Origin of the sequence: Streptomyces sp. MMBL 11-1, from assembly GCF_028622875.1 — a bacterium.
Lineage (GTDB): Bacteria > Actinomycetota > Actinomycetes > Streptomycetales > Streptomycetaceae > Streptomyces.
In genome coordinates this window covers 2,830,598-2,849,404 of sequence record NZ_CP117709.1, presented here as the reverse complement: position 1 = coordinate 2,849,404, position 18,807 = coordinate 2,830,598, and the positions used below count along the sequence as shown (strand labels likewise).

Here is an 18,807-nt window from a genome sequence, read left to right as displayed (position 1 = left end):
TGTTCAGATTTCCGCTGTGGCGCGGTGACCCGGTGTCACTCGGCGCATACCGCCTTGTCGGCGCTTGCCTTCTCGATGTCCTTCGGCGGCTTCGCCGGTCCGGTGATGAGCTGTCCCGCGCCCTTGAAGTCCGCCCCCAGCGTGAGCACCATCGCCTCAAGTCCCTCGGCGTCGGTGGTGCCCTTCTTCATGGCCGTGGCGGGCAGCCCCATCATCTCGGCGAGCGCCCGGGCCTGATCGGCCTGGTTGGGCGCGTACTCCAGTGTCGTCTTCTTGATCTTCTCGGGTGCGTTGGCCTTGTTGGCGGACTTCAGCACCCCCTGCTCGTTCTGGAGCCAGGTGACGGTCGAGCCCGCCGCGCCGGCGATGTCACCGCCGTTGAGGACGTCCACGCGTACGTCGGCGGGCTCGGCCTTCGGGCCCTTGAGCAGGGCCGCCTGCTTGCCCTTGGCGGCCTTCTCCTTCTGCTTCACCTCGGTCAGCGAGGTGTCGGAGCGCATCATCGCGAAGAGCTGCTCGCCCTTGACCGGGTCCACGACCACGGTGACGGGCTTCGGCTCGGCCGGATTGTCTATGACCGGCATCGTGAGGAAGCTGATGTTCTTCGTGTCGACCTTGCCGATCTCCTCGGCCAGCGTCATCAGCTTCTTCGCGTCGCCGATGGCCGTGTCGACGGTCAGCGCTTTGGTGGCCGCGTCGGCCAGCGAGTACAGCTTCTTCGGGTTGGTCAGGGTGTCGCTCGACTTCATCTCCCGGATCATGGAGCCGAGGAACTGCTGCTGCACCTTGATCCGGTCGAGGTCGCTCCTGTTGCCGAAGCTGTCCCGGGTGCGCAGCAGGGCCAGCGCCTGCTCGCCCTCCACCTTCGACTCGCCCTGGGGCAGCTTCAGATGCGACTTCGGGTCGTCGACCGGCTTCGCCATGCAGACCTTCACGCCGCCGACCGCCGACGTCAGGGCCTTGACCGCGTTGAAGTCGACCATCATGAAGTGGTCGGGCTTGAGGCCGGTGATGTTCTCGACCGTCTTCATGGTGCAGCCGGGGTTACGGCCGTTCTGGCCGAGGCTGGTGTTGAAGCGCACGTTCGGGGTGCCGGGGATGACCGTGGTGGTGCCGTCCGGCTGCTTCGTCTCGCACTCGGGGATCTCGGTCACCAGGTCGCGCGGGATGCTCATCGCCGTCGCGTTGGTCCGGTCCTCGGAGACGTGGAACAGGATGGTGGTGTCGGCGTGGCCCTCGCTGCCCTTGTCGCCGTACCCCTCGTTGCCCTTGCCGGTGCGCTTGTCGGTGCCGATGATCAGGATGTTCATCGGGCCGTCGGTGACGACGTTCTTACTGCCGGCGTCGCCCACGTCGATGGCGTCGATGTTCCCGTTGAGCTTCTGGTACACGACGTACGCGGTGAGCGAGGTGCCCACCACGACGAACGCCATCACCCCGCCCGTCCACAGCAGCGCCTTCTTCTTGCGCGACTTCCGGGGCTTGCGCTTGCGGCGGCCCGCCGCCGGCGGCTCGGCGGCTCCGCGTCCCCCCTGGGAGCTGCGGCGGCTGCGCTGACCGGGCACCTGGCGCGGCCCGTCCGGGGCGGCCTCGCGCTCACGCGATCCGGAACCGCGGCGTCCCGAACCCTCACCGGCCGAACCGGTCCGGGAGTCTCCGCGGCGGCCGGTCCCTTCGGCCGTAGCCGTACGCGAAGAGCTGCTCGACTCCCCAGTGGAGTGGTCCAGTCGCAATTCGTAATTACCGGTGTGCGGGTTGAGTACCCACTGGTCGGCGGGGTCGATATCGTCCGCCCGTCCACGACTGTGCGCGTCCACGGTTGCCTGCGTCCTCCGTCGGTGCCACGCGAGGCGCCCTCCCCCGGCAAGGCGCTCGTTCCTTCGCTCCAGCAGTGCACGACCTGACGGCCGGAAGCACCGGATCGCGTCACACTATCCGGCCGATTCCGCGTCGAGCGACGTGCGTGACACATTCCACGCCCCTTACAACCGGGCATTCTTCCCATTAGGCGTCGATTGTGTTCGGTGTCTTGGCAATTGCTTTACTGCTTGCACAGGTCGTCCGCCGCACTCGAGCCCGAATACGTGGGTGTGGGCGTCGGACTCCCGGACTCCGTGCCGTCCGGTTTCCCGTCCTGCTTCCCTTCCTGGTCCTGCCGTGCTTCCTCCAGTTCGTCGGCCGGGACCACGGCGACGGGCCGGTCCTCGCGGAGTTGCCTGAACAGGTCGTCGGCGTCCGGTTGAACCAGTTCGTCCCGGTTCGCGTTGTTGCGGTACGGCTGCCGGGGCACGGTCAGGAACTGCACCTGCTCGGTCGGCACGTTGCGCATCCCGCGCACCAGGTCGTACAGGTCGCGCAGCGAGTCGAGCCCCGGGTCCGTGGTCAGCGACTTGGTCGCCGCGTCCAGCACCGGGTAGAGCCGCGTCGGGTTCAGCAGGACGCCGTTGCTCTGCATCTTGTTCACCAGGGCGCCCAGGAACTGCTGCTGGCGCTCCATGCGTTCGGTGTCGCTGCCGTTGCCGAGGGTCTTGCGCGCCCGTACGTAGCCGAGGGCCTCCTCGCCGTTCAGCGTCTGCCGGCCGGCCGGGAGCTCCAGGTGCGCGTCCTTGTCGTCGATCGGCTCCTTGAGACAGATCTCGACCCCGTCCACGGCGTCGACCATGTCCTTGAAGCCGTTGAAGTCGACGACCATGTGGTGATCGACGCGGATGCCGGTCAGCCGCTCCACGGTACGGATCGTGCAGGCGGTGCCACCGACCTCGAACGCCGTGTTGAACTGGGTGAACCGCTCCCGCGTCTCCTTGCCGTCCGCGGTGCGGCAGGCGGGGACCTCCACCATCAGGTCACGGGGGAGGGACACGGCCGTCGCGCTCTTCCGGTCCGCCGCGAGGTGCAGCAGGATCGTGGTGTCGGAGCGCTGGCTGCCGCCGTCGTCCCGGCCGTACTCGCTGTTGTCCCCGGCCCGGCTGTCGGACCCGATCAGCAGGATGTTCCGGGCGTCCATGACGATCGGGGTCGGCCGTTCCTTCTCGTACGCCTTGAGCTCGGCGGCGGCGCCCGTGTCGGTGGTGATGTTCCCGTCGAGCTTCTGGTACATCCACCAGCCCACGCCCGCGGCCACGAGTACGAGGAACGAGGCGGCGAGGGCGGTCCAGCGCAGCCAGCGGCCCCGGCGGCCGACGACGGCGCCGCCTTTGGGCCGGTCGGCCCAGGCCCGCCCGCCGGCGCCCTCATCGCCTCCGGCCTCCGGTGCGCCGCCACCTTCCCCGGCGCCCTCGCGGCTCCCGGCCTCTGCGGGCTCGGGCTCGGTCCCGGGCTCCGGCGACGCGGCGGCCGGGGGCTCGTCCCCGGCCACCGGGCCGTCCGGCTCCCGCCGGGTGTCCGCCGGCTTCGCGGGCTCCTGGCCGCCCCCGGCCGCCGGGGCCCCGTCACGCCGGGCAGCGTCCTGCGGCGAACCGCCCCCCGGGGCCCCGTTCTCGGAGGTCACGCCCTCGGGTCCGGGCTCCTCCTGCGACCTGCCCTGTGGCGTGTTCCCGGCCGGGTGGTCCGGGCCGGACGGCGGGCCAGCACTGTCGGTCACGTCTGCGTCCATCCTTCACGTTCGGCGGCGCGAGGGGCCGCCGGTCGCAGGAGTAGACGGCTGAAACTCACGCTTGGTTGTGCACGGCCAGGAGAGTGGTCTGTACCGCCCGATCATCTACCCGCGCCGGAGCCGATTGCCGAGGACTCGGCCCGCTGTGGGCCGGACGAGTGCACCTCAGGGCGCTTGTCATACCGCGGTGTTGGTGACCCGCTCGCTGGCGGTCCGCTTTGCCAGTCCGTCCGCGTCGAGCTGCCCGAGGTGGCGGCAGAGCACCACGGACCCACCGGCCGCCAGCGGCGCGAAGAGCCCGGAGCTCAGCCCTTCCCAGGTGTCGTACGTACGCCCGGTGAGCAGCCGGGACCCCGGTACGAGTCCGAGGGCGTCGGCGTCCTCGCGGGCCCGGGCGACGAGCTGCGCACCCGTCAGCCCGGCCCCGCCGACGGTCAGCGCGAGCGCCTCGGGGTCCACCGGGGCGAAGGGCGCGAAGCGGTCGCCCTGGCTCGGCACCTCCACCGCGTAGTCCGCGAACCCCTCGGGCGCCTGCGGGAACCGGCCACCCAGGGGGCGCAGGGCGAGAGCGACACGCTCGCCCCGGCAGGCCCGCGCCCGCTCCAGGGTGTCCGGCCCGGTCACGACGAGGTCGGCGGCGGCCGGGTCGCCCTGGACATCGGCGACGACCCCGACGGAGGAGCAGGCGAGCAGCCAGACCGCGGACTGCCAGTGCGCCGGGAGCAGCAGGGCGAGCCGGTCGCCCGGCTCCGCGGCGAGGTCGCCCTGGAGCAGATTGGCGGTCTTGGCCACCCAATTGGCGAAGGTGGCCACCGACAGTTCGACGCGCTCTCCGGTGGCGTCGTCGTAGAAGGTGACCAAGGGGCGGGCCGGGTCCGCGGCGAGGGCGGATCGCAGCAGGTCGGCGGGGGTGCGGTCGCTGGAGTTCATCCGCGCAAGCGTACGCGGGGGCGCTGAGCGGGGCGGGCTGAACGGGCATCACGTACACCGGTTCGGCCGACGGGGCGTCAAAGCGGGGCGGAAGCCCGGGTCGCCGGACCTGTGACTGTATGGCCACGATCGTGCGTATGCGTGCACTATTGGTCACCTCAGTCGGCGTCACCTGCGCGGCGGCCCTCACCCTGCCGCTCGCCGCCCCCGCCCTGTCCGCCCCGGCCGCGCACTCCGCCTCGGCCCGCCCTCCCTCTCTGTCCCCCGGGTCGCCCGGGTCCGGCCCGCCGTCGGCCCGGGCCGACGGCGCCCCCGCCGAAGCGAACGAAGCGACCGCCCCGGCCGAAGCGAACGAAGCGACCGCCCCGGCCGAAGCGAACGAAGCGGCCGCCCCGGCCGAAGCGACCGCCCCCGAAACAGCCGCCCCGCCACGCACCCGCGAGGCCCGTGCGGACGCGCTGGCGGGCTCGACGCAGTCCCTGCCCCTGGAGCCCCTCGCCGCACCCTCCGACCGGGCCGGCGGCCAGGCGGCGTCCGGCCAGGGGCTGGACCGGCGGACGGCGCGGCCGTTCTCCCTCGTGGGCGTGGTCTGGGACGACGCCGAAGCCGAACTCCACGGCACGGTCCAGGTCCGCACCCGGGCGACCGGCTCCACGAGCTGGTCGGACTGGCAGGACGTCGAGACCCACAACGCCGAACACGCCGCCGACCTGGACAGCGCCGAGCGGGCGTCCGGCGCCGCGCGCGGAGCGACCGCCCCGCTCTGGGTCGGTGACTCGGACGGCGTGGAGGTACGCGTACTCCCGGAGGCGGCCGACCCTCGGCACCCGTCCGCCGCCCCACCGCTCCCCGAAGGGCTGCGCCTCGAACTCGTCGACCCCGGCGAGGACCCCGTGCCGCAACCCGCTGACGACACCATCGGCCGGACCGTCACCCAGGCGATCTTCGCCGGCAACCCGGTGCCCCCGACGACGGCGGGCGTGCCGGAGGTGCTGACCGCCGAATCCGCCGCCGCCTCGGCCGTCAACGCGGACCTCGCACCGCTCGGCGCTGCCGTCATCCCCGCGCTGACCCAGGCGGAGTCGGCGGAGGATTCAGCGATCGCCGCGGCCGGGGCGAGGCCGTACATCGGACCCCGGCCGAAGATCATCACCCGCAAGGGCTGGGGCGCGGACGAGAAGCTCCGCGAGCGCAACTTCGCCTACACCAGGACGGTCAAGGCGGCCTTCGTGCACCACAGCGCGTCCGGGAACAACTACACCTGCAAGCAGGCGCCTTCGCTGCTCCGCAGCATCTACCGCTACCACGTCAAGAGCAGCGGCTGGCGCGACTTCGGCTACAACTTCGCCGTCGACAAGTGCGGAAACATCTACGAGGGCCGGGCCGGAGGCGTCGCGAAGGCGGTCCTCGGAGCGCACACGCTGGGCTTCAACACCAACACCATGGGGGTCGCGGTGCTCGGCACCTACTCCTCCACCAACCCGCCCGCCGCCGCGGTGACCGGCGTCGCCAAGCTCACCGCCTGGAAGCTCGGACTGTTCGGGGCCAACCCCAAGGGCAAGGTCACCCTCGTCTCCGGCGGAAGCGGCAAGTACGCGAAGGGCAGGAAGGTCAAGATGAACGTCATCTCGGGCCATCGGAACGCCTTCGCAACCGAATGCCCCGGAGCGCGTCTCTACAAGAAGCTCGGCAAGACCCGGACCACCTCCGCCAAACTGCAGGGCCGCTGACCGGGGCGTTTCCGACCGGTCTGCTTAGACTGGCCAGCCACAACCAGGCCAGGCCCCAGCAGGAAGCAGAGACGGTGCTGTGACAGAGGCAAAAGAAGCGATCCTCCTGGTCGGTGGCAAAGGCACCCGGCTGCGCCCGCTCACGGTGCACACCCCGAAGCCGATGGTGCCGGCCGCGGGGGTCCCCTTCCTCACCCACCAGCTGGCGCGGGCCAGGGCGGCCGGGGTGGAGCACATCGTGCTCGCCACGTCCTACCTGGCGGAGGTCTTCGAACCGTACTTCGGCGACGGTTCCTCGCTCGGTCTGCACATCGAGTACGTCACCGAGCGGGAGCCGCTCGGCACCGGCGGAGCCATCCGCAACGTCGCGCCGAAGCTGTCCTCGGGACCGGACGAACCGGTCCTGATCTTCAACGGCGACATCCTGACCGGGCTCGACATCCGGGCCCTGGTCACCTCGCACACCGTCTCCGGGGCGGATGTCTCCCTCCACCTGACCCGGGTCGAGGACCCGCGGGCCTTCGGCCTCGTGCCGACCGACGCGACGGGCCGGGTCACGGCCTTCCTGGAGAAGCCGCAGACGCCGGAAGAGATCGTCACCGACCAGATCAACGCCGGGGCGTACATCTTCCGGCGCTCGGTCATCGACTCCATCCCGGCCGGCCGTCCCGTCTCCGTCGAACGCGAGACCTTCCCCGGACTGCTCGCCTCCGGCGCCCATCTCCAGGGCATGGTCGACTCCACGTACTGGCTGGACCTCGGCACCCCGGGCGCCTTCGTCCGTGGCTCCGCCGACCTCGTCCTCGGCCGCGCACCCTCCCCGGCGGTCCCCGGCCGCTGCGGCGACCGCCTGGTCCTGCCGACCGCGTCCGTGGCCCCGGACGCCAAGCTCACCGGCGGCACGGTGGTTGGCGACGGCGCGGTGATCGGCGCGGGCGCGAGAATTGACGGCTCGGCGATCCTGGCCGGCGCGGTCGTCGAGGCGGGCGCGGTCATCACGGACTCCCTGGTCGGGGCTGGCGCCAGGATCGGCGACCGTACGGTCCTGGCGGGCGCGGTGATCGGCGACGGGGCGCAGGTGGGCGCGGACAACGAACTGCGCGACGGGATCAGGATCTGGTGCGGCGCGGTCCTGCCGGACGCCTCGGTCCGCTTCTCCTCGGACCAGTAACGCCGTACGCGCAGCCCCGTGTGCGTAGCCGCGTGCGCGCGAGCCTCGTACGTGTAGCCGTGTGCGCGTGAACTCGTACGAGCAGCCTCGTACGCGCAGCCCCGTGTGCGTGAGCCCCGTACGCGTATCCGCGTGTGCGCGAGCCCATCCCCGTAGCGTGTACGCGACCCCGTACCCCTAGTCCCGTACCCGTACCCTCGAAGGGACGCCCCTCCGTACCGAGAACACCGAGGCCACCCGTGGCAGGACGATTCGCCCCCCGCTCCGCGCGAGCGGTGCTGCCGCACCAGGTCGTGGCCCCGGCGCCTCGGACCGCCACGCCCGCGCACGACGGCCCGCCGCTGACCCGGGAGTGGACCCCGCCCGGTCCGCTGGACCTCCGCCTCGTCCTCGGCCCCCTGCGCCGGGGCCCGGCGGATCCCACGTTCCGGATGGTCGCTGACGGTACGTTCTGGCGGGCCACCCTCACGCCCGAGGGCCCCGGCACCCTGCGCGTCGCGGCGCGCGGTGGCCGGATCGAGGCGGCGGCCTGGGGCCCCGGCGCGGACTGGCTGCTCACGGGGCTCCCCGCGCTCCTCGGCGCGGACGACGACCCGGACGCCTTCGTCCCCCGCCACCGCCTGCTCGCCCTGACCCGGCACCGCCGCCCCGGCCTGCGGCTGCTGCGTACGGGCCTGGTCATGGAATCGCTGATCCCCTCGATCCTGGAGCAGAAGGTCACCACGGACGAGGCGTACCGCGCCTGGCGCCACCTGGTCCGCCGCTTCGGCACCCCCGCCCCGGGACCCACCGCTGACCTTGGCCTGCATGTGATGCCGGACCCGCGAGGCTGGGCGATGATCCCGTCCTGGGAATGGCACAGGGCGAACGTCGACGCCAAGCGGTCGTCGACGATCCTGCGCGCGGTACGCGTGGCCCGCCGGCTGGAGGAGGCGGCGACGATGAACCTCCCCGAGGCCCTGGCCCGCCTGGAACTGATCCCCGGCATCGGCCCCTGGACCTCGTCCGAGACCCTCCAGCGCTCGAACGGCGCGCCGGACGCGGTCACGGTCGGCGACCTGCACCTGCCGGGCATCGTCGGCCATGCCCTGGCGGACCGTCGTGACGCGGACGACGAGGAGATGCTGTCCCTGCTGACCCCGTACGAGGGCCAGCGCCACCGGGCGACCCGCCTGATCCTGCTCTCGGGCCAGACCCCGAAACGCCGGGCCCCGAGGATGACTCCCGGCAACATCACCCACTGGTAGCCGTTCCAGGGCCGACGCTTCCAGCCCCTCCGGCGTTTGAGGAGCGGGGCCCGGGGCGGAGCCCCGAAACCAGCCGGTCCGGCGCTTGAGGACAAAGGGGGCCCGGGGCGGAGCCCCGGTTTCGGGAAGGGGCGGGGAGGGGAAGGCCCCGCGCAGCGGCACCCACCAGCACCCGCCCCGCCCCACCTCACCGCACGGTGAGAAACGCCTCCGCATCCCGAACGCCCCGCTCCCGAGGCACCCCCGCCGCATGCCCCACAGCCACCGCCCCCAGCGGATCCCAGGACGACGGCAGCGACAGCACCTCCCGCACCACGGACCGGCAGAACATCGTCGAGGACACCCACGCCGACCCCAGCCGCTCACCCGCCAGCGCCACCAGGAAGTTCTGCACGCCCGCGCCCGCCGCGACGACGAACATCTCGCGCTCCGCCGTGTCGCGGCGCTCGTCCCCGTACGTGTGGGAGCCGTCCATCACCAGGCACGGCACCACCAGATACGGCGCGTTGCGCAGCACATCCCCGCGCCGCACCCGCTTGGCGATCGACTCCTCGCTCTTGCCGTCGCGCCGCAGGTCCTCGATCCACGCGTCCCGCATCGCGTCGAGCAACCGGGTCCGCGACGCGGCGGACTCCAGCAGCACGAACCGCCACGGCGTCGTGTGGTGAGGGGCGGGCGCCGTCACCGCCGCGGCCACGGCCCGCCGCACGGCCCCCGGATCCACCGGCTCATCGGTGAACTCGCGCACCGTACGCCGCAGCGTCACCGCTTCACGGACCGCCTCCGACGTCCCGAGCCGGAACATGTCGTCGGCCGCATTCCGTACGAGCGCCCGAGCACTGGCGGAGTCCCCGTCACCGGTGGACACCACGTGCCGCAGCCCCCGTACCACGGCGACCGGCAGCCCTTCCGCCTTGCCCTTGACCAGGTCCCCGGCCGCGGCCAGCTCGTCCGCCGTGGCCACGACCGTGGCACTGAGCGGGTTGCCGTACGCGTCCGTCCCGCCGCGCAGATCGTCCAGCACCCGCACCCCGGCCGCCCCGATCGCGACATCGGTCAGACCGCTGCGCCAGGGCCGCCCGAAGGTATCCGTGACGATGACGCCGACCTCCACGCCGAGGGCGTCCCGCAGCCCGTCCCGGATGGCCCGGGCGGAGGCGTCGGCGTCCTCGGGCAGCAGCAGCACGGTCCCGGCCGGCGTGTTCGAGGCATCGACCCCGGCGGCGGCCATGACCAGACCCTGCCGGTTCTCCACGATCCGCAGCGTCCCGCGCCGGGCCACGACCCGCACGGTCTCGGCGTCAATGGCGGCCTCGCGGTCGGCGGCCTCGACGATCCGGCCCTCGGCCTTGGAAACGATCTTCGAGGTGACGAGCAGGATGTCGCCGTCGACCAGCCCGGGCTCGGCCGCGGCGATCAGCTTGGCGAGATCGTCACCGGCCCGCACTTCGGGAATCCCGCCCAGCGCCCAGACCTGGAAGGAGGGCGTACGGGAAGCCGAGGGGCCGTCGGAAGCCGAAGGACCACCGGAGTCCGAAGCGCTACCGGGGGCAGCGGGACCACCGGAGGCCGAGGCCGCGACACCGTCACCCGCGGCGCCAGGAGAACCGGCGCCAGGAGAACCGCTCACGCCCGTACCTCCTCGGCCAGATCCAGCGCCTGCCGGGCCATCTCGGCGGTCGTGTCCACATCCGTCATCATCAGCGGCACCGCCCGGCAGCGGATCCCCGCCGCCTCGACCTCGCCGACCGCACCCGCGTCCACCGTGTCCACGAGCCAGCCGTCCAGCAGCCCCGACCCGTAGTGCTGGGCCACGGCGGCGGCGGTCGACTCGACGCCCACCGCGGCGAGGACCTTGTCCGCCATCCCGCGCACGGGCGCGTCCCCGACGATGGGGGAGAGGCCCACGACCGGCACCCCGGCCTCGGCGATGGCCTCCCGGATCCCGGGCACGGCGAGGATCGTGCCGATGGACACCACCGGATTCGACGGCGGGAAGACGATGACATCGGCCGAACCGATGGCCTCCAGCACCCCAGGAGCCGGCTTGGCCTGCTCCGCGCCGACCGGCACGATCGCCTGCGCCTCGACGGAGGCGCGCAGCTTCACCCAGTACTCCTGGAAGTGGATCGCCTTGCTCTCGCCGTCCGTTTCGACGGCCACATGCGTCTCGACCCGGTCGTCGGACATGGGGAGCAGCCGTACGCCGGGCTGCCAGCGGGCGCAGAGCGCCTCGGTGACCGCGCTCAGCGGATAGCCCGCGCCCAGCATCTGCGTACGGACGATATGGGTCGCGAAGTCGCGGTCGCCGAGCCCGAACCACCCGGGGCCCACCCCGTAGGCCGCGAGTTCCTCCTTGACCTGGAAGGTCTCGTCGGTCCGCCCCCAGCCCTGCTCCTCGTTGATGCCACCGCCGAGGGTGTACATCACGGTGTCGAGGTCGGGACAGACCTTCAGCCCGAACAGATGGATGTCATCACCCGTGTTGCCGATCACCGTGATGTCCGCGTCGGGCGCGGCCTGCTTGAGGCCGCGAAGGAAGCGGGCACCGCCGATGCCACCGGCCAGAACAACAATGCGCATGCGGAGCAGTTTGTCAGGCGGGTACGGCGCCCACGGCCGTCGGGGCGCTCTGCGTGGCGTGCATCGGCATCTCGGTCAGGCCCGGGTAGTAGATGTGCAGGCTCACGGCCGGTTCGAGCGAGTCGTTGACCACTTCGTGGACGTACCCGGGGCCGAAGGCACGCTGCGCGCCCGCGCCGAGAGCCCGCGTCCCGCGCTCGGTGTGCTCGGTCAACTCGCCTCCCAGGACCGTCAGTACGCCGGCGGAGAGGCCGTGGTCGTGTCGCCCGCTGCTCTGCCCCGGCACCCAGCTGAGCAGCCACACCTCGTAGCCGGGGCCCTGGTGCAGGCGGTGGTACCAGCGGGAGGCGGAGTCGTACTGGACGATTCCGGCCCACCGCGCGCGGTCGGCGGCGATGGAACGCGCGAGGCCGACGAATTCGGAGAGGGTGGAGGGGTGCTCGCGGGCGGGCTGCAGGAGGTGCTGGACCTCAAGGATGTCGCCGGCGATCTGAAGGTCGCTGTCGCTGTTCATGGCTGCGGTGGTTCCTCGGCATGGGGGTACACGTGCGGGGAGTCGCGGTGAGCGTCGGCAGCTCGGGAGAAGCCGCGGGCAGTGCGAGATGCGGGGGAGGAGCAGAAGAGATGGAGAAAGACGCCCGACCGGAGAGGCTGGATCAGAGCTGGAGGCTGGATCAGAGCTGGAGCGCTACGGCATCAACAGCTGTGACAGCTGGAACAGCAACAGCGGGCCTGGACAGCACTACGGAACCCACGGATGTGGGTGACGTGCATGGCTGTGGTCGCTGGCATGGAATCAAGGAGACCGGCTCGGCCGTCCGCTGTCAACCCAATGCCCGATATGGGGGCAATGTTTCACCCCTTCCGGTTGCCTGGTCCGGAGAAAGGTTTATGCGCCCCTGGGCAGGGACATGTGGCGCATCATCCGCGCCCTCAAACGCGACTGACGTACCGTGACCTGACTGTGATCTTGGTCGCTCCGGTGATCGAATCGCAACACAAGGACACCCTCGTTCGTCTTTCCAGGAGGAGGGGGTGGAGCCGTAGGGCCAGTGGCATATGTCAGGTTTTTGCTGATTTGAACACTTTCTGCATACGCTTGGTTCCGCAGAGTGAATCCCTGGGCCAATAGCAGATCCTCGCTTGACTGGCTCGGAGATACACACTTGTAATTTCACTCGTGTCGTTCAGCCGCAAACGGCTGCATCACGGGACGCAAGAGACAGACGAGGGGCGCACATGACCGAGCTGTTCCAGCAACTGCTGGTCGAGGACGCGGACGAGGAACTCGGCTGGCAGGAGCGCGCACTGTGCGCCCAGACCGACCCCGAGTCCTTCTTTCCCGAAAAGGGCGGATCCACCCGGGAGGCCAAGAAGGTCTGCCTCGCCTGTGAGGTGCGTTCGGAATGCCTTGAGTACGCCCTTTCCAACGACGAACGCTTCGGAATCTGGGGCGGGCTCTCCGAGCGGGAGCGGCGGCGCCTCAAGAAGGCCGCCATGTGACGTCCGCCCCCGGCGGGCCCCGCCCCCGGACGCGCCGGCCACCGGCCGTCGCACCCGGACCACCCCGATCCACCCCGGCTCACCCCGGCTCACCCCGGCCCAGAACAGACCCCGGACGTCCCCCACCGGACCCGGCGTATCCCACCCCCCAATCACCCCCCCACCCCTCCCCCCCCCCCACCCCTCCCCCCCACCCCCCACCAGGTCCCAGGCGCATCCCGGACCATCAAGGGCCGCTCCCGCGCGAGCCGCGGAGCGCCCCCCGGGCAAGCCCCTCCCCGCGCTTCCGGCCGAGGCCGCTCCCTCTCAGCGTGCAGGCTCCCCGGCCCCGCTCACCCGCGGCGACGGCCCGCCACCGACCCCTTCACCGGGACTCGGCCGGCGGGCCGTCGGCACGTCCGCGCCCGGCCCCTTCACCCGCTCCGACCCCCGCCACCTGTCCGTACCGTTAGTGTGGGGCCCCGTCCGAGACGCGCCAACGCCCCGACGGCGCGCGCGTGTACACCGATGCAGCCCCCGGGGACGCCCCCGGACCCGGCCGGAGGGCCCGTACCTCGATGTCCGTGCACAGCCACTCGGCGGCGCCGAACGCGGCCGCCGCCGCCCCAGAGTTCCCCCGGCACGTCGTCACCGCCGTGCTCGTCTCCCACGACGGCGCCCGCTGGCTGCCCGACGTGCTGGCCGGGCTCCTCGGGCAGGAACGCCCCGTGCAGAACGTCGTCGCCGCCGACACCGGCAGCGCCGACGACTCGGCCCGGCTGGTCACCGAGGCGCTCGGCGACGAACGCGTCCTGCACCTCGCACGCCGTACGAGCTTCGGCACCGCCGTCGACGAGGCGGCACGCACGGCCGGAACCCTGACCCCGGACGACCTGCCGTACCTCAAGCGCCCCAGCGGCTGGGACCCGGCCGGCCGGACCTGGGTCGACGAGAACTACGACCTTCCCGAACTGCCGCACGGCGAACCGGTCCAATGGCTCTGGCTGCTGCACGACGACTGCGCCCCCGAGCCGGACGCGCTCGCCGAGATGCTGCGCGTCGTCGACACCGACAAGCACGCCACGATCGTCGGACCCAAACTGCGCGGCTGGTACGACCGCAAGCAACTCCTCGAAGTCGGCGTCTCCATCGCCAACAGCGGGCGCCGCTGGACGGGCCTGGACCGCCGCGAACAGGACCAGGGCCAGCACGACCAGGTCCGTACCGTCCTGTCCGTCTCCTCCGCCGGCATGCTCATCCGCCGCGACGTCTACGAGGAGCTCGGCGGCTTCGACCGCGGGCTCCCCCTGATGCGCGACGACGTGGACCTGTGCTGGCGCGCCCACCTGGCGGGCCACCGGGTCCTCGTCGCCCCGGACGCCGTCCTGCGGCACGCCGAGGCCTCCGCCCGGGAACGCCGCCCCATCGACTGCGCCGGCCGCTCGGTCGCCAGCCCGCACCGCGTGGACAAGGCGGGCGCGGTCTACACGATGCTCGTCAACGCCCGCGGCAAGGCCCTGCCCTGGGTCCTGCTCAGGCTCGTCGTCGGCACCCTGCTCCGTACCCTCGCCTACCTCGTCGGTAAGGTGCCCGGTCAGGCCCTCGACGAGGTCACCGGCCTCCTCGGCACCCTGCTGCGCCCCGGCCGCATCCTCGCCGCCCGCCGCGACCGAGGCAAGGGTGTCGTCGACGCCGCCGAGCTGCGCGCGCTGTTCCCGCCGCCGGGCGCGACCGTCCGGGCCACCGTCGACCAGGTCGCGGGCAACTTCGGCGGGCGCAGCGACGCCGACTCGGGCGGTTCACGGCACGGAGCCGTCGAATCCGGGCCCGGCGGCGATGACGCCGACTTCCTGGAGATCGACCAGTTCGCCCGCCTCAAGCGCATCGGCCGCAAACCGGGACCCGTCCTCTTCGCGTTGCTCCTGCTCGTCTCCCTCATCGCCTGCCGCAACCTCCTCAGCGGCGGCGCCCTGGCGGGCGGCGCGCTGCTGCCCGCCCCCGCCGAGGTCGGCGCGCTCTGGGGGAGTTACGCGGACGCCTGGCACACCGTCGGCACCGGCGGCACCCAGACCGCCCCGCCCTACCTCGCGCTGCTCGCCGCGCTGTCGGCCCTGTTCCTCGGCTCGACCGGTCTCGCCGTCAGCGTGCTGCTGGTCTGCTCGATCCCCCTGGCCGGACTCACCGCCTACTTCGCCTCCCGCCCGCTGCTTCCCTCGCGGCTGCTGCGGGCCTGGGCGAGTGTCGCGTACGCCTTCCTGCCCGCCGCGACCGGCGCCCTGGCCACCGGCCGCCTCGGCACCGCCGTCCTCCTCGTCCTGCTCCCGCTGGCCGCCCGCGCGGGCGTCGCCGCCCACGGGCTGCGCGTGGACAGCGCGGCGGGGGAGCGTGGCAGTTGGCGCGCCACCTGGGCGTACACGCTGCTGCTGACCGTCATGATGGCGTTCACCCCGATCGTCTGGCCGCTCGCCGTGGTCCTCGGCATCGGCGTCCTCGTGCTGCGCCGAGGCGACATCACGGCGTACGGACTCCGCTTCGTCGCCGCCGTCGGCACCCCGGTCCTGGTCCTCGCCCCCTGGTCGCTCACCCTCCTGACGGACCCGTCCGCGCTCCTGACCGAAGCGGGCCTGGACATCGGTACGGGAACGGCAACGGGCCTCGACCTGCTCGGCATCAGCCCCGGCGGCCCCGGAGCGGCGGGCGGCTTCCTGCTCCTCGGCATCGTGCTGGCGGCGCTCGCCGCCCTGCTGCGCGGGGAGCGGCAGTTCGCCGTCCGCACCGCCTGGGCGGTGGCGCTCGTCGGCTTCCTCTTCGCCGCCATCGCCAACGGGTCCACCTGGGCCGGGCCCGCCACCCTCGTCTACGGCATCGCCCTGATCGCCGCCGCCCTGGTGGGCGCGGACGGGGCCCGCATCCGGGTCGCCGAACAGAGCTTCGGCTGGCGCCAGCCCGTCGCCGCGCTGATCGCGCTGGCCGCCGGACTGGCCCCGGCACTGGCCGCGTTCGGCTGGATGATCGGCGGCGCGGACGGACCCCTGGAGCGCCGCGACCCCGTCCAGGTGCCCGCCTTCGTCGCGGAGGAGAGCACCACCCGCGACCAGCCCCGCACCCTCGTCCTCGGCGGCAGCTCGCCCGACTCCGTGGCGTACAGCCTGGTCCGCGGCTCGGGCGCCCGCCTCGGCGACGGCGAACTCACCGAGGCCGGCGGCAGCAACAGCCACCTCGACAAGGTCGTCGCCAACCTCGTCGCGGGCTCCGGCGCCGATCAGGGCGGCCAGCTCAGCGGCTTCGCGATCCGCTACGTCCTCGTCCGGGACGGGGCACCGCGCCAGATGAGCCGCGTCCTCGACTCGACGCCCGGCCTCAGCCGCCTCAGCCAGCTCGACGGCAGTGCCCTGTGGCGCGTGGACCGCCAGGTCGCCCGTGTCATGATCACCCCGGCTTCCGGCGAGGGCGAGCACCTTCCGGTCGGCTCGGCCGCCGTCGAGGCCCACTCCGAGATCCCGTCCGGCCAGGAGGGCCGTGTGCTGAGGATCGCGGACGCCGCCGACCCGGGCTGGACGGCGACCCTGGACGGCAAGCCGCTGACCCGCAAGACGGTCGACGGCTGGGCCCAGGGCTTCGAACTGCCCGCGGAGGGCGGCCGTCTGGACCTCACCTACGACGCCCCGATCACGCACACCGCGTGGACCTGGGCACAGGCCGGACTCCTTCTGGTCCTGGTGGTCATGGCCCTGCCGGGCCGCCGCCGGGAGATCGACGACGACCTGCCCGAGGAGGCGGCGCTCGCCGTGGCCGCCGAGCCGGTCGACGGAGAGGGCCGCCGCGCCCGCAGGCTGCGCGCCGCGGCCCAGGCCGAAGCGGCGGCCGCAGCACCGGAGGCCGGGGACGACGCCTACCCCGACGACCGCGATCCGTCAGGAGCCGCGGACCCGGCGGTGAACCCGGGGGAGTACATCCCCGCGCAGCAGTCCGCCGACCCGTACGCCGCGAACACCCCGGCGCACGACCCGCAGGAAGCCACCGGCGGCTACGCGGCGGTCCCGCAGCAGCAGTACGGCGAGTACGGGCAGTGGGACGGGCAGCAGCAGCCGGGCGCCGACTACTACACGCCGTACCAGCCGGACCCGTACGCCCAGCAACAGCAGCCGGAGCAACAACAGCAACAGCAACAGAACGCCGGCTACCAGGGATACGACGCCCAGGCCCCCTACACGCAGCAGTACAACGACCAGGGCACGTACGGCGCGCAGGGTACGCACAACGACCAGGGCACGTACGGCGCGCAGGGCACGTACAACGACCAGGGCGCGTACGACGAGTACGGCCAGTACGTCGGCGGGCGGTACCAGCAGCCCCCCTACACGGCCCCCGACCAGCACCCCGCCGAGAACGGCGAACAGACCGACCCCCCGGCCCCGGGCCAGGCCCCGTGGCAGACCGGTAACGCATCGCGAGGCGAGTCCGAGTGAAGTCCACCCACCTGTCCCTGATCGCGGGCGCCGCCGTCCTGGCCGCCATCACCGGATTCGCCACGGTCACCGCGCCCGGCGCCCCGGCGCCCACCGGGGCGACCTCCGCCGAGCTGCGGCCGGTCGAGCGCTCCAGCCTGGTCTGCCCGGCGCCCAGCGACTCCGACCTCGCGGAGACGCGGTACACCTCGTTCACCCCGGCGGGCGAGGGCGGCGACGCCAAGGGCACCGCCGAGCTGAAGCCGGCCCTCCCGGTCGTGGACGACGAGGACGAGACCGACCCGAAGAAGATCAAGAAGGCCGAGGAAGCGGCGAAGAAGGCGAAGGAGAAGGCCGACAAGCCGGTCCTCGCCGTGAAGGAGCCCGGAAAGCCGGTCGTCGCCGAGGCGGACGGCGCCGACGCCCCGGCCCTCGTCGGCACGGCCACCGGCCGCCTGGCCCCCGGCTGGGCCGCACAGCAGACCACCGAGGTCACCGCGGGCGGTGCCCGCGGGCTCCTCGGAGTCACCTGCACCGCCCCCGACACGGACTTCTGGTTCCCGGGCGCGAGCACCGCGAAGTCCCGCCAGGACTACCTCCACCTCACCAACCCCGAGGACTCCGCAGCAGTCGCCGACATCGAGCTGTACGGCCCCGAGGGTGCGCTCAAGTCCGACGTCAACGACGGCATCACCGTGCCGGCCCGCTCCAGCGTCGCCCTTCTGCTGTCCACCCTCACCTCCGAGGCCGTCGACCAGCTGACCGCCCACGTCACCACCCGCTCGGGGCGGATCGGAGCGGTCGTCCTGAGCGCGGACGACAGCGCGGGCAGCGACTGGATCTCCGCGTCCCAGGAACCCTCCGGCACGCTCGTGCTGCCCGGCATCCCGGCCGACGCCACCTCCGTCCACCTGGTGGCGTTCGCGCCCGGCGAGGACGACGCGGACGTGAAAGTCCAGCTCATGGGGAAGAACGCGGCGTTCTCCCCGGCCGGGAACGCTACCCTGCACATCAAGTCCTCGATGACGGCGGCCGTGGACCTCAAGGACGTCACCCGCGGCGAGCCGGGCTCCCTGCGCCTGAGCCCCGTCCAGAAGAACCGGGCGACCCCGATCGTGGCCGCACTGCGCGTGGTCCGGGGCAAGGGCGACAAGCAGGAGGTCGCCTACATTCCGGCCACCGGACCGGTCGGCGCCCGGGCGAGCGTCCCGGACAACGGCGAAAAGGACTCGACACTGTCCCTGACCGCGCCGGGCGCCACGGCCGAGGTGAAGGTCACCGCGTCGGCGGGCAGCGAGGGCGGCGAACCGGCCGTGGAGACGTACACGGTCAAGGCCGGCACCACCCTCGCGGTCACCCCGAAGGCCCCGGGCGGCCTCAAGGGCGCCTACGCGCTGACCGTCGAGACGACCTCGGGCGGCCCGGTCCACGCCTCGCGCTCCCTGGCACGCACGGAGGGCGGGGTCCCGATGTTCACCGTGCAGACGCTCCCCGACGACGGGGGCATGGTCGAGGTCCCGTCGGCCCGCCAGGACCTCTCGGTCCTGGACGACTGAGCGCGAGCGAGCCTCCGGCAGCCAAGTCGCCCATCAGGGGCGACGACCGGCAGACGGCGGTCCGCCGC

At 72.5% G+C, this 18,807-nt stretch carries 12 protein-coding genes; 6 read left to right on the top strand and 6 right to left on the bottom strand.

Translation table 11 applies throughout. The annotated features are described in order from the left end of the window. Window positions 1–35: 35 nt before the first annotated feature. The 3 genes from PSQ21_RS12140 to PSQ21_RS12130 all read right to left on the bottom strand — a co-directional run bounded on the left by PSQ21_RS12140 (window position 36) and on the right by PSQ21_RS12130 (window position 4,522). The gene (locus PSQ21_RS12140; RefSeq protein ID WP_397990493.1) at window positions 36–1,817 is read right to left on the bottom strand and encodes an LCP family protein; all 1,782 of its coding nucleotides are present in this window, start codon (window positions 1,815–1,817) and stop codon (window positions 36–38) included. A 224-nt stretch (window positions 1,818–2,041) separates the two neighbouring features. Beyond that, entirely contained in the window at window positions 2,042–3,592 is a 1,551-nt protein-coding gene (locus PSQ21_RS12135; protein WP_274030497.1) for an LCP family protein, read from the bottom strand. Window positions 3,593–3,769: 177 nt separating this feature from the next. Then, entirely contained in the window at window positions 3,770–4,522 is a 753-nt protein-coding gene (locus PSQ21_RS12130) for a TIGR03089 family protein (protein WP_274030496.1), read from the bottom strand. Between the two features lie 137 nt (window positions 4,523–4,659). On the opposite strand from PSQ21_RS12130, the gene PSQ21_RS12125 reads away from it, so the two are divergent. The 3 genes from PSQ21_RS12125 to PSQ21_RS12115 all read left to right on the top strand — a co-directional run bounded on the left by PSQ21_RS12125 (window position 4,660) and on the right by PSQ21_RS12115 (window position 8,670). Further along, a complete protein-coding gene (locus tag PSQ21_RS12125) occupies window positions 4,660–6,252 on the top strand; it encodes a peptidoglycan recognition protein family protein (RefSeq protein WP_274030495.1) in 1,593 nt (530 codons plus the stop codon). Window positions 6,253–6,331: 79 nt separating this feature from the next. Then, the gene (locus PSQ21_RS12120) at window positions 6,332–7,423 is read left to right on the top strand and encodes a nucleotidyltransferase family protein (protein ID WP_274030494.1); all 1,092 of its coding nucleotides are present in this window, start codon (window positions 6,332–6,334) and stop codon (window positions 7,421–7,423) included. A 239-nt stretch (window positions 7,424–7,662) separates the two neighbouring features. Next, on the top strand, window positions 7,663–8,670 hold the full coding sequence (locus PSQ21_RS12115; RefSeq protein WP_274030493.1) for a DNA-3-methyladenine glycosylase family protein: 1,008 nt from the start codon (window positions 7,663–7,665) through the stop codon (window positions 8,668–8,670). Between the two features lie 187 nt (window positions 8,671–8,857). On the opposite strand, the gene PSQ21_RS12110 is transcribed toward PSQ21_RS12115, so the two are convergent. The 3 genes from PSQ21_RS12110 to PSQ21_RS12100 are packed head-to-tail and all read right to left on the bottom strand — an operon-like array spanning window position 8,858 to window position 11,767. Continuing rightward, window positions 8,858–10,300 (bottom strand): coenzyme F420-0:L-glutamate ligase, encoded by a 1,443-nt coding sequence (locus PSQ21_RS12110; protein WP_274030492.1) that lies wholly within the window; start codon window positions 10,298–10,300, stop codon window positions 8,858–8,860. Continuing rightward, the gene (gene cofD, locus PSQ21_RS12105) at window positions 10,297–11,253 is read right to left on the bottom strand and encodes a 2-phospho-L-lactate transferase (protein ID WP_274030491.1); all 957 of its coding nucleotides are present in this window, start codon (window positions 11,251–11,253) and stop codon (window positions 10,297–10,299) included. Before cofD ends, PSQ21_RS12110 begins: the two co-directional genes overlap by 4 nt. Window positions 11,254–11,266: 13 nt before the next feature. Further along, on the bottom strand, window positions 11,267–11,767 hold the full coding sequence (locus PSQ21_RS12100) for a cysteine dioxygenase (protein WP_274030490.1): 501 nt from the start codon (window positions 11,765–11,767) through the stop codon (window positions 11,267–11,269). A 725-nt stretch (window positions 11,768–12,492) separates the two neighbouring features. Between PSQ21_RS12100 and PSQ21_RS12095 the strand changes: the two genes are divergently transcribed. The 3 genes from PSQ21_RS12095 (at window position 12,493) to PSQ21_RS12085 (ending at window position 18,739) form a co-directional block, all read left to right on the top strand. Then, entirely contained in the window at window positions 12,493–12,756 is a 264-nt protein-coding gene (locus PSQ21_RS12095) for a WhiB family transcriptional regulator (RefSeq protein ID WP_274030489.1), read from the top strand. A gap of 557 nt (window positions 12,757–13,313) precedes the next feature. After that, window positions 13,314–17,204: a glycosyltransferase gene (locus PSQ21_RS12090; protein ID WP_274035720.1), complete on the top strand. Its 3,891-nt coding sequence runs from the start codon at window positions 13,314–13,316 to the stop codon at window positions 17,202–17,204. Continuing rightward, window positions 17,201–18,739, top strand: coding sequence for a DUF5719 family protein (locus tag PSQ21_RS12085; RefSeq protein ID WP_274030488.1), 1,539 nt, complete (start codon window positions 17,201–17,203; stop codon window positions 18,737–18,739). Before PSQ21_RS12090 ends, PSQ21_RS12085 begins: the two co-directional genes overlap by 4 nt. Window positions 18,740–18,807: the final 68 nt, after the last annotated feature.

Coding starts and splice junctions, on each gene's coding strand:
- cofD (WP_274030491.1), bottom strand. CDS start 11,253: ATGCGCATTGTTGTTCTGGCCGGTGGCATCGGCGGTGCCCGCTTCCTT.
- PSQ21_RS12095 (WP_274030489.1), top strand. CDS start 12,493: ATGACCGAGCTGTTCCAGCAACTGCTGGTCGAGGACGCGGACGAGGAA.
- PSQ21_RS12090 (WP_274035720.1), top strand. CDS start 13,314: ATGTCCGTGCACAGCCACTCGGCGGCGCCGAACGCGGCCGCCGCCGCC.
- PSQ21_RS12125 (WP_274030495.1), top strand. CDS start 4,660: ATGCGTGCACTATTGGTCACCTCAGTCGGCGTCACCTGCGCGGCGGCC.
- PSQ21_RS12135 (WP_274030497.1), bottom strand. CDS start 3,592: ATGGACGCAGACGTGACCGACAGTGCTGGCCCGCCGTCCGGCCCGGAC.
- PSQ21_RS12130 (WP_274030496.1), bottom strand. CDS start 4,522: ATGAACTCCAGCGACCGCACCCCCGCCGACCTGCTGCGATCCGCCCTC.
- PSQ21_RS12100 (WP_274030490.1), bottom strand. CDS start 11,767: ATGAACAGCGACAGCGACCTTCAGATCGCCGGCGACATCCTTGAGGTC.